Raw genomic sequence first — 10,695 nt, forward strand, 5'->3', positions numbered from 1 at the left:
GGCTCGCCCGCGCCGGATGGCGCGCGCAGGCAAATGGTGCGACAGACGCCGCGATCCCTCAACCCGCGTGCGCCTCTCATCGCATTCTGCCCCCAGGCCGCATCGTGCGCTGCATGGTCCCCGCGTTACGGGGCCGTGGCGGCGGGACCGACCGTCGCGTAGTTCGACGCGTCGTTCTTCGGGCGCTCTCCGGCCAGCGTCTCACCGGTCGCGAGATAGTGGATCGTCTCGGCGATATTGGTGGTGTGATCTCCGATCCGCTCGACGTTCTTGGCGCAAAATAGGAGATGCGTGCAGAACGAGATATTGCGCGGATCCTCCATCATGTAGGTCAGGAGTTCGCGGAACAGCGAATTGTACAGCGCATCGATCTCCCCGTCCCGCTCCCAGACATCGTAGGCCGCTTTGACGTCGCGGCTCGCATAAGCGTCGAGGATATCTTTGAGCTGCGCCTCGGCGAGGTCGCTCATGTGGCGCACACCGAGGACGATCTTCTGCGCGGGCGCCTGATCCGAGATCGCGACGACGCGTTTGGCGACGTTCTTGGCGAGATCCCCAATCCGCTCCAAGTCGCCGGAAACGCGGATCGCCGAGATGGTCTCGCGTAGGTCGATCGCCAGCGGCTGGCGCCGGGCGATGAGCAGCACCGCCCGCTCCTCGATGTCGCGCTGGAGCGCGTCGAGACGCTTGTCGGCGAGGATCACCGCTTGCGCGAGGGTATCGTCCCGGCGGACCAGGGCGTCGGTTGCCTCGGCGGCCATCTTCTCGGCCACGCCGCCCATCTCGGAGATCGAGCGGCGCAGGTCATCCAGATCGGTGTCGTAGGAGCTGACGATATGGCCCGGCATGGTGGATCCTTCGATGGCGTCCCGCAAACCTTGATCCGCGAGGTCTGGCGGAAACCCGCTGCTACGATCACGGATACCGCGGCGCGTTCCCCGGTACCCAGTCCCTGTCACAGTCGAGAACATGATGCGGAGAGGTCAGGATCGGCACCCTGAAATCAACACGCATCAACAAGCAGGCAGCCTCCGCCGATGTTCCCGTATCAACGAGGCTTGTTCCGAAGTCGCGCTTGGCGATCTTACGATCAGGCGCGCCTTCTCATCTTGATGGCGGCTCTCAGCGCTGCGTATGAGCCGTGTTCAATTTCCGATCGACTGCTTTAGCCGAAGCGGCCGGTGATGTAATCCTGGGTGCGCTGTTCCACAGGGTTCATGAACATCCGATTGGTGGGGCCGAACTCGATCAGTTCACCCAGATACATGAAGGCGGTGAACTGCGAGATGCGGGCCGCCTGCTGCATGTTGTGCGTGACGATCACGATGGTGAACTCGTCGCGCAGCTGCTCGATCAGCTCCTCGATGCGGCCCGTGGAAATCGGGTCCAGCGCCGAAGTCGGTTCGTCGAACAGGATCACCTCCGGGCTCTGGGCCACGGTGCGGGCGATGCACAGGCGCTGCTGCTGCCCGCCCGAGAGGCCGGTGCCGGCCTGGCGCAGCTTGTCCTTCACCTCGTCCCAGAGGGCGGACTTGCGCAAAGCCTGCTCCACCCGTCCGTCGAGTTCGGATTTCGGCAGCTTCTCGTAAAGGCGCAGCCCGAAGGCGACGTTGTCGTAGATCGACATCGGGAACGGCGTCGGCTTCTGGAAGACCATGCCGATGCGCGCGCGCAGATCGTTCAGATCGACGGACGGATCCAGCACGTTCTGGCCGTCGAGCAGGATCTGACCCTCCGCCCGCTGCTCGGGGTAGAGGCTGTAGATCCGGTTGAAGCAGCGCAGCAGGGTGGACTTGCCGCAGCCGGACGGTCCGATCAGGGCCGTGACCTGCCGGTCGTGGAAGTTGATGTCCACGTTCTTCAGCCCGTGGAAGCTGCCGTAGTAGAAGTTCAGCCCCTTCACGGCGATCCGGACCGCACCACCCTCGTTGGCGTGGTTGCGGGTGAGATCGACCGTGGGGATCGCGGAGGCGGCGTTCATCGTCGTGTCCTCGAGAAGGGTCTTAGCGCGACATCTGCGGCTTGATGACGAGACGGGCGATGATCGACAGCACCAGGATCGTCGCGGTGATGAGGAGCGCCCCGGCCCAGGCGAGGCTCTGCCAGTTCGGATAGGGCGAGAGGGCGAACTGGTAGATCATGACCGGGAGGTTCGCGACGCCGCCCATGAGGTCCGGGGAGAACCAGGAATTGTTGTTCAGCGCGGTGAACAGCAGCGGCGCGGTTTCGCCGGCGATGCGGGCCAGCGCCAGGATGATCCCCGTGACGATGCCGGCCGAGGCCGCGCGCCAGGTGACGCTGATGATCACCGTCGACGGCGGTGCGCCCAGCGCAGCCCCGGCCTCGCGCAGGGTGCCGGGCACCAGGCGCATCATATCCTCGGTGGTGCGGACGATCACCGGCACGGCGATGATTGCGAGCGCCACGCCGCCGGCCCAGCCCGAATAGGTCCCCATCGGCCGCACCATCAGGGTGTAGACGAACAGGCCGATCAGGATCGACGGCGCCGAGAGCAGGATGTCGTTGAGGAAGCGGATCAGCCCGGCGATCTTGGAGAACCGGCCGTATTCGGCCAGGTAGGTGCCGGCCATCACGCCGATCGGCGTCGCGATCGTGATGCCGATCCCTGTGAGCACCAGGCTGCCCAGGATTGCGTTGGCGATGCCGCCGCCCTCGGAGCCGGGGCCCGGGGTCGGATGCATGAACATGGCGGGTGTGAAGCCACGTACGCCCTGGACGATCAGCATCAGCAGGATCGATCCGAGCACCACGGCGCCGACCACCGTGGCGATCAAGCAGGCTGTCCGCAGCACCCGGTCGGCGACCCGACGGCTCTGGCGGACCCGCCCGGAGCGACGCGGCGCGGCGTCGGAGATGGTCATGGGATTGGACGCGTCCATCGTGAGCCCTCCTCAGGCAGCCTTGACGCGGCGCGTCAGCAGCCGGGCGATGATGAGCACCACGAAGGTGATCACGAAGAGGATGCAGCCCAGGGCCATCAGCGCGTTGAGCTGGAGACCGTCGGCCTCGTTGAACTCGTTGGCGATGCGCGACGCGATGGTCGAGCTCGGGTCGAAGATCGAGGCCGAGAGGCGGTTGGCGTTGCCGATCACGAAGGTCACCGCCATCGTCTCGCCGAGCGCGCGACCGAGTCCGAGCATGATCGCCCCGATGATCGAGACGGAGGCCTGAGGCACCAGCACGTGGCGCACCACCTCCCAGGTGGTGCAGCCGATGCCGTAGGCGCTCTCGCGCAGCACGGTGGGGATCTGGTCGAGCATGTCCCGAGCGATCGAGGCGATGAACGGCACGATCATGATCGCCAGGATGATGCCGGCGGTGAAGACGCCGACGCCGGACGGCACCCGGGCATAGAACAGCGTGCCGACGACCGGCATGCCCTCGACCAGGTTCGAGACCGGGATCTGGATGAAGCGCGCGAACAGGGGCGCGAAAACGAACAGGCCCCACATGCCGTAGATGATGCTGGGCACCGCGGCGAGCAGCTCGATGGTCATCGCCACCGGCTTGCGGGCCCAGCCCGGGCAGAGCTGCGTGAGGTAGACGGCGATCCCCAGGGAGACCGGCACGCCGATCAGAAGCGCCAGGGTGGCCGAGGCCACGGTGCCGATAACGGCGACCAGGGCGCCGTATTGCTCGGTCCCGACGTTCCAGGCGCTGGAGGTCAGGAAGGCGAAGCCGAATTCCCGGAAGGCTGGCCAGCCGCCATACAGGATCGAACCCAGGATCCCGGCCAGCACGATGAGCACGAACAGTGCGGCACCGTAGGAGCAGACCCGAAACAGGGTGTCGAGGCTCCGGCTCGGCCCTTTGCGCGCAGCGGCTGCGCGGGGTCGTGCGAGGGCAATCGTCTCGGTCAAAGCGGGCATCCGCGATTCTCTGCGAAGGGGGCGTGGTAGCGCGGTGCGGGCCGCGAGGCGAGGGAGGGGGTTGCAACCCCCTCCCCAACTGTCTCACATGTTGAAGACGGGCTTACCGTCTTTGCCCTTCACAGATTTCCACTCTTCGTGGATCAGAGCGACGACGTTGTCCGGCAGCGGCACGTAATCGAGGTCTGCGGCGAGCTTGTCGCCGTTCTTGTAGGCCCAGTCGAAGAACTTCAGCGTATCGGCGGCCTTGGCCGGATCGGTCGCTTCCTTGTGGACAAGGATGAAGGTCGCCGCCGTGATCGGCCACGCGTCGTCGCCCGGCTGATTGGTCAGGGAGATGCCGAAACCGGGAGCTGACTTCCAGTCGGCGCTGGCGGCGGCGGCCTGGAAAGCCTTGTCTTCCGGCTGCGGATACTTGCCGGCCTTGTTCTGCAACAGGGCGTAAGCCAGCTTGTTCTGCTTGGCATAGGCGGATTCGACGTAGCCGATGGCGTTCGGCACCTGCTTCACGGTGGCGGTCACGCCCTCGTTGCCCTTGCCGCCCTGCCCGACCGGCCAGGAGATCGTCGTGGCCGCGCCGTACTCCTTCTTCCAGGTCTCGGAGGCCTGGGACAGGTACGTCGTGAAGATGTTGGTCGTGCCCGAGGCGTCGGACCGGTAGACCGGGGTGATGGTGGCGTCGGGGAGCTTCACGCCCTCGTTGAGCTTCGCGATCCGCGGATCGGACCACTTCGAGATCTTGCCGGCGTAGATGTCGGCCAGAATGTCGCCGGTGAGCTTCAGCTTGCCGGGCTCGAGTCCGGCGATGTTCACCACCGGCACAACGCCGCCCATCACGGTCGGGAACTGGACGAGGCCGTCCTTGGCCAGCTGCTCGCCCTTGAGCGGCGCGTCGGTGGCGCCGAAATCGACGGTCTTGGCCTGGATCTGCTTGATGCCGCCGCCGGAGCCGATGGACTGGTAGTTCAGCCCGGAGCCGGTCTCCTTGCGGTAGGCTTCGGCCCACTTGGAGTAGACCGGGAACGGGAAGGTGGCGCCGGCCCCTGTGATGTCGGCAGCGAGTGCCGCGGACGCCAGCTGAACCGTCGCGAGGCCGACGGCGAGCGCGTAAGCGAAGGGTCTCAAGGATATCTCCGTTGCCGTCGGGCGAAAGCCTGCGCCTCTCTGCCGGCAAGCCCATGCCCGCGGCAGAGCTGTGCGGCCGGTCTTCCTAAAGACCCGGCGCCGGCCGCCCGATGGGTCGGGCGTTACGACAGTGAGATGACATCGGCATGACACCGCGTCGCAGGGCCGAGGGACCGGTTTCGGTCGCTCGTGCGTTCAGGCCCTGTGGCGGCGCTCGACGATGCCGTCCGCGATGCTGGGAAGGTGGTCGGATCGTGGATGACCAGGGGACCGACGCGGAGGCAGGTCCCGACGCGGGCTGGCGCGCCTTGCATGCTGACCGCGAAGCCGTGGAGCGTGCGCTGAGCCTGGCGCAGGCGCGCCAGCGTTACGGCACCGACGCCGAGGCGGAGGCGCGGGCGCGGCTCGAGGAGGCCGAGCTTTTGGTCGATCTCGACAGGATCCTGACGCAGATTCGGGCGGCCGAGTACCGTCGGCGACCCGGCTCGCGGCGCTGGTAGCGCCGGCTGAAAAAAAATTCTGCCGAAGCAAATACGGATCCGGCAGTTGGACGGCCCTAGCCGGCCCGGCGCAGCTCGCGCTCCTTCTGGCGCAGGCGCAGCAGGAGTTCGACATGGGTGTCGGTGATCGGCTGCGTGTCGACGCTGCCTTCGTAAACGGTGCGAAGCGTCAGGCCGAGCTGCTGCGTGTCGATCGCCTGTTTGAGGCGCCGACCGAGGTGCGGGCGCCCATCGGACGCGACGATAGACGGCTTCATGTGTTCCTCCCGCCCTTAAACCGCGTACGCCTCAGCACGGCACCGGGATGAAAACAGTCTCGGTAAAAATGGTTAACGAAGGGTTACGCTCAACCAACGGTTAAGGTTGACGCGTGTTTACGCGTCCGCGCCTTGAAGCAGCCGGGCCGCCGCCGCCCGAGCTTCGTCGGTCACGGTGGCGCCGGCCAGCATCCGGGCGATCTCCTCGCGGCGCTCCGCCACCGGCAGGCTCGCCACCCTGGTGGCGACGCGGCCGGCGCCCTTCACGGGCGCCTTTGCGATCAGAAAATGCGTGCTCGCCCGCGCCGCGACCTGGGGTGCGTGGGTCACCGCGACGACCTGCACCGTGCTGGCGAGGCGCGCCAGGCGCAGGCCGATTGCGTCGGCCACGGCGCCGCCGACGCCGGTATCGATCTCATCGAAAATCAGGGTCGGGGCCGAGCCCTTGTCGGCGAGCACGACCTTCAAAGCTAGCATGAAGCGCGACAACTCGCCGCCGGAGGCGACCTTCATCATCGGGCCGGGCTTGGTCCCGGGATTGGTCTGGGCCCAGAACTCGACCCGGTCGATGCCGGCCGGATCGCGGGCCTCCGGATCGGTGGCGATCTCGGTGATGAACCGAGCGCGCTCCAGCTTCAACGGTGGCAATTCGGCCTTCACGGCGGCGTCGAGCTGCTTGGCCGCCCGTCGGCGCCCGGCGCTGAGCTTTTCCGCCGCCTCGGCGTACACGGACTCGGCCTTGGCGCGGGCCTGTTCCAGACCTTCCAGGGCCGCTTCGCCGGCATCGAGGGTTGCGACTTCGCCGGCATAGCGCTCCGCCAGAGCCGCGAGGTCGTCGGCCGGGACGTCGTATTTGCGGGAGGCGGCACGCAGGGCGAACAGCCGCTCTTCCGCCCGTTCCAGGTCGCGCGGGTCGAACTCCGTCTCGGCGACGGCTGCGTCCAGGACCGCGCGTGCCTCGTCGAGGGCGACCAGGGCCGCGGCGAGGGCGTTGACGCAGGGATCGATCAGCGCCGGCAGATGGCCGGCGCGGCGCTCCAGCTTGCGCAGGGCGGCCGAGATATGTGGCACGCCGGAATGCGGACCGCCGACCGCGTCCAGCGCCTCGTTCAGCTCGCGGGCGACCTTTTCCGATTGCTGCATGATGCTGCGGCGCTCGGCGAGCTGGGCTTCCTCCCCGGGCAGCGGCGCCAGGGCGGCGAGTTCCTCGACCGCGTGGCGCAGAAAATCGGCCTCCTTCCGGGCGGCTTCGATGCGGGCGCGGTGCTCGGCGAGCTCTGCGCGGGCCGTGCGCACGGCTTTGGCCGCTGCCGCGACCTTCCCCAGCTGGCTCTGCAGCCCCCCGAAGGCGTCGAGGATCGCCCGGTGCGAGGCCGGGTCGGCCAGGGCCCGGTCATCGTGCTGACCGTGAATCTCCACCAGCGCCGCGCCGATGGCCCGCAGGACCTGCACGCCCACCGGCTGGTCGTTGACGAAGGCGCGGGTGCGGCCGTCCGCCATCTGGGTCCGGCGCAGGATCAGGTCGCCCTCGGTATCGATCTCGGCCTCGGCCGCGATCTGGCGGGCCGGGTGGTCGAGGGGCAGGTCGAACACCGCGGTGACCCCGCCCTGGGCCTCGCCGTGGCGCCCGAGCGCGCGATCGCCGCGGCCGCCCAGGGCCAGGGCGAAAGCGTCGAGCAGGATCGATTTGCCCGCGCCCGTCTCCCCGGTGAGGACACTCAGCCCCGTCCGGAAATTCAGTTCGAGCCTGTCGATCAGAACGATGTCGCGGATCGCGAGCTGCGCCAGCATGCGGCGACGGGATTCCTGAGGAAGGGACCGCAGACATAAGGCCGCTGCGGCGCGGATTCACCCCAAAAATGCGACGTCCGCCATCCCCAGTGCCGCGGGGCTGCGCAGACGAGAAAGGCCCGGAGCGGCGGCTCCGGGCCTTGGGGCGTCGTCGTGCGGACTGCAGTCCGCGCGGTTCTCACTCGGCCGAGGCGGTCTTGCCCGTCACGGTCCGATAGATCTTGGACAGGAACGAGGTCTTCTCCTCGCGCGGCTCGAGGCCGCCCTGGGCCAGGAGCGCGTGCGCATCCTTGTACCAGGGACTGTCCGGGAAGTTATGCCCCAGCACGGCCGCGGAGTTCTGCGCCTCCTGGGTGATGCCGAGCGCCCAGTACGCCTCGGTCAGGCGCTCGAGCGCCTCTTCCGCGTGGCGGGTGGTCTGGTACTTGGCGACGACGTCGCGGAACCGGTTGATCGCGGCCGGGAAGTTGCGCCGCTCCAGGTAGAAGCGGCCCACCTCCATCTCCTTGCCGGCGAGCTGGTCACGGGTGATCTGGATCTTGGACCGTGCGTCGGTCGAATATTCCGAGGTCGGATACTTCTGAACCAGCTCCTGCAGGGCAACCAGAGCCTTCTCGGACCGGTCCTGATCGCGGGTCACGTCCGGGATCTGCTTGTAGTTCGACATCGCCATCAGGTACTGCGCGTAGGCCGCATCCTTGCTGGCCGGGTGGCGCTGCAGATACCGCTTCGCCGCGCTGATCGCCTCGTCGTACTTCTGGCCCTCGTAGTTCGCGTAGGCCGTCATCAGCAGCGCCTTCCGGGACCACTCGGAATACTGGTACTGCTTGTCGAGATTGTCGAACTTCTTGACGGCGCCCTCGTAGTCGCTGTCTTCCAGCTTGGCCAGACCCTCGCTGTAGAGCTTGTCCGCCGGGACGTCCGGTACGACCTCGGGCTTGTACTTCTCGGCGAAGAGGTTGGTCGGGTCGAAGTCGCAGCCACCGAGGCCCAGGCCGAGAACGGCCACGAGGGGCGCCATGAAGGCCGCCGCCCGGCGATGACGAATGGTGACAGGCATCTGGCGCTCTTTCCCGGAACCGGCGCACGTCCCGCGCCGTCGTGCCATCGCGTGAGTGGATCCGACCCGACCGGGCCGTGCCCGTCGTTCACGGACTATTAAACCGTGACGTTTGATTCGGGCACGAAAGCGGCAAGGCTGCGGCAGCCTGGATCGGTTGCCGGCTGTGGCCCGCGGGTGACAGTTTCGGGATCAGAGCTCGCCGGCGAAGGCGGCGATGCCGAGGCCGACGCCGAGTTCCGAGAGCACGGCCTCGCGGCGCGAGCCCTGCGCCTCGACGATGGCGTAGTTCGATCGATCGGCGAACAGGGCGGAGAGCACGCCGACGTTCATCCGGTGGCCGCCACAATAGGAGCGGTAGGCCCCCTGGATCGGCAGGCCGGCCAGCGCGAGGTCGCCGACCGCATCGAGGATCTTGTGGCGGACGAACTCGTCCGGGAAGCGCAGGCCCTCGGGGTTGACCACAGCGGTCTCGCCGACGGCGACGGTGTTCTCAAGCGAGGCGCCCAGCGCGAAGCCGGCCTTCCAGTAGCGCTCGACGTCCTTCATCATCCCGAAGGTGCGGGCACCGGCGATCTCGCGGCGGTAGGTGGCGGGCGACAGGTCCATCGCCTTGCGCGAGCGGCCGATCACCGGGCTGTCGAAATCGATCTCCACGTCGAGGCGGAAGCCCCGGTCGATCGGGCGCAGTTCCGCGAAGGCGCGGCCGGTCTCGATGCGGACGTGGCGCAGGACCTTGAGCCAGCGGCGCGGGGTGGCGCAGGAAGCGATCCCGACCGTGTCGATGGCGTGAACGAATTGGAGGGCAGACCCGTCGAGGATCGGCATCTCGGGCCCGTCGATCTCGACCAGGGCGTTGTCGACACCCAGTCCGTAGAGGGCCGACATCAGATGCTCGATGGTGGCGACGGCACCGGTCTCGACGTCACCGATGACGGTACAGAGTTCGGTGGCGGAGACGAGGGCGTGATGGGCCTTGATCAGGCGGTCGTTGCCATGGGTGGTGCTGGTGCGAAGAAACGCGATGCCGTGATTGGCGGGAGCGGGCCGAATCGTGATCTCGGCCGGGTTTCCGGAATGGACCCCTACGCCCGAGAGCGTCACGGGCCCCTTCAGGGTCGTCTGTTTATGCGTTCGCATTCATTAGCCCCCGGCCGCGATCAGGTCCCGCCATCCCGACCGGGGATGGTGAGGAAACTGTCCGATCCGTCCGCTGCTTGAAGCCCCATCCGCGCTATCAGGTTGTGTCCTGAAGCGCGTCTCATTGGTCTACGAGTGTCTATAGCTGCACCGCACAGGGCCGCCAAATCACGGATTCTTACGCTCTGTTACAGACACGCTTGCTGCTGGGAGCCGCTAAAAACGTGATGGTACAAAGGCTTAAAGCTTGGTTAATGCGTGGCTAACCGACGGTCATTCTGTGGCGTCGATGCATCACGCGCCTGGGGATAGCGTCACAAACGTTAACGCCGCTGTGACTCCTGTCCTCCGGATCAGCAACCAAGAGTTGCTTCGGTGCAGCGCGAAGAGCCGGCGGTTTCCCGCCGGCTCTGCTTCTCGTCCCGGATCGAGGCCGTTCAGTTCGCCTGGCGGCGGAGGAACGCCGGGATCTCGAGCTGGTCGTCGTCCATCATCCGCGATTGGGGCGCGATGCGGCCTTGGGCATCGAGGCCGCCCTGGGCCGGCCGGTACTGCGGCGCCGCCGGGAGCGGGGCGCGCGGGGCCGGCGGCACGTGGGGATGGTTCAACTGCGGCTGAGCCAGGTGCTGCGGCTGGGCTGCGTGCGGCTGCGGAGCGACCGGGGCCGCGGCCCGCGGGGCGGGCACGCCTTCCATCTCGTCGCGCTTTCCGCCGAAACCGACGGTGGCGAGGCGACGCAGCAGCGAGGTCCGCTTGGACTCCGGCGCTGCTTCCTCGGCCGCCCGGTTCGCCAGGATCTGATTCTGGGCGATCGCCGGCAACTCGTGGATCTGCGGCATGCGCGGGGCCCGGGCGAGCGGCGCGGCGGCCGGGGCAGCCGGACGCGGCGGCACGAACGGGCCGGCCTGGACCTGCGGATCCTGCACGGCCTG

At 67.4% G+C, this 10,695-nt stretch carries 10 protein-coding genes and 1 pseudogene; 1 reads left to right on the forward strand and 10 read right to left on the reverse strand.

All coding sequences use genetic code 11. The features are described from left to right. Positions 1-125: 125 nt before the first annotated feature. The 5 genes from phoU to pstS form a co-directional block, all read right to left on the reverse strand. Complete coding sequence (phoU, locus tag AO398_RS07525; protein ID WP_058191433.1) at positions 126-848, reverse strand: phosphate signaling complex protein PhoU; 723 nt, start codon at positions 846-848, stop codon at positions 126-128. Between the two features lie 317 nt (positions 849-1,165). Next, positions 1,166-1,981 carry a phosphate ABC transporter ATP-binding protein PstB gene (gene pstB / locus AO398_RS07530; RefSeq protein WP_058191434.1) on the reverse strand — a complete coding sequence of 272 codons (816 nt, stop codon included), beginning with the start codon at positions 1,979-1,981 and terminating at the stop codon, positions 1,166-1,168. 22 nt (positions 1,982-2,003) lie between these two features. Further along, positions 2,004-2,900, reverse strand: coding sequence for a phosphate ABC transporter permease PstA (gene pstA, locus AO398_RS07535; RefSeq protein ID WP_082643170.1), 897 nt, complete (start codon positions 2,898-2,900; stop codon positions 2,004-2,006). A gap of 12 nt (positions 2,901-2,912) precedes the next feature. Further along, positions 2,913-3,890 (reverse strand): phosphate ABC transporter permease subunit PstC, encoded by a 978-nt coding sequence (gene pstC, locus AO398_RS07540; RefSeq protein ID WP_058191435.1) that lies wholly within the window; start codon positions 3,888-3,890, stop codon positions 2,913-2,915. An 84-nt stretch (positions 3,891-3,974) separates the two neighbouring features. After that, positions 3,975-5,015: a phosphate ABC transporter substrate-binding protein PstS gene (gene pstS, locus AO398_RS07545; protein ID WP_058191436.1), complete on the reverse strand. Its 1,041-nt coding sequence runs from the start codon at positions 5,013-5,015 to the stop codon at positions 3,975-3,977. A 254-nt stretch (positions 5,016-5,269) separates the two neighbouring features. Here pstS and AO398_RS07550 point away from each other — a divergent pair, with 254 nt between their 5' ends. Beyond that, positions 5,270-5,515 (forward strand): hypothetical protein, encoded by a 246-nt coding sequence (locus tag AO398_RS07550; protein ID WP_058191437.1) that lies wholly within the window; start codon positions 5,270-5,272, stop codon positions 5,513-5,515. Positions 5,516-5,571: 56 nt separating this feature from the next. Here the strand turns inward: AO398_RS07550 and AO398_RS07555 are convergent, their stop codons facing one another. The 5 genes and pseudogenes from AO398_RS07555 to AO398_RS07575 form a co-directional block, all read right to left on the reverse strand. Beyond that, entirely contained in the window at positions 5,572-5,772 is a 201-nt protein-coding gene (locus AO398_RS07555) for a hypothetical protein (RefSeq protein ID WP_058191438.1), read from the reverse strand. Positions 5,773-5,889: 117 nt separating this feature from the next. Then, positions 5,890-7,563, reverse strand: a complete 1,674-nt coding sequence (gene recN / locus AO398_RS07560) for a DNA repair protein RecN (protein WP_058191439.1) — start codon at positions 7,561-7,563, stop codon at positions 5,890-5,892. 178 nt (positions 7,564-7,741) lie between these two features. Beyond that, positions 7,742-8,623, reverse strand: coding sequence for an outer membrane protein assembly factor BamD (locus AO398_RS07565; RefSeq protein ID WP_058191440.1), 882 nt, complete (start codon positions 8,621-8,623; stop codon positions 7,742-7,744). Between the two features lie 192 nt (positions 8,624-8,815). Beyond that, positions 8,816-9,763, reverse strand: a complete 948-nt coding sequence (gene lpxC / locus AO398_RS07570) for a UDP-3-O-acyl-N-acetylglucosamine deacetylase (RefSeq protein WP_058191441.1) — start codon at positions 9,761-9,763, stop codon at positions 8,816-8,818. Between the two features lie 437 nt (positions 9,764-10,200). After that, positions 10,201-10,695, reverse strand: a pseudogene (locus AO398_RS07575) (cell division protein FtsZ); the annotation flags it as partial.

This window comes from Methylobacterium sp. GXS13, assembly GCF_001455965.1.
Taxonomy (GTDB): Bacteria; Pseudomonadota; Alphaproteobacteria; order Rhizobiales; family Beijerinckiaceae; genus Methylobacterium.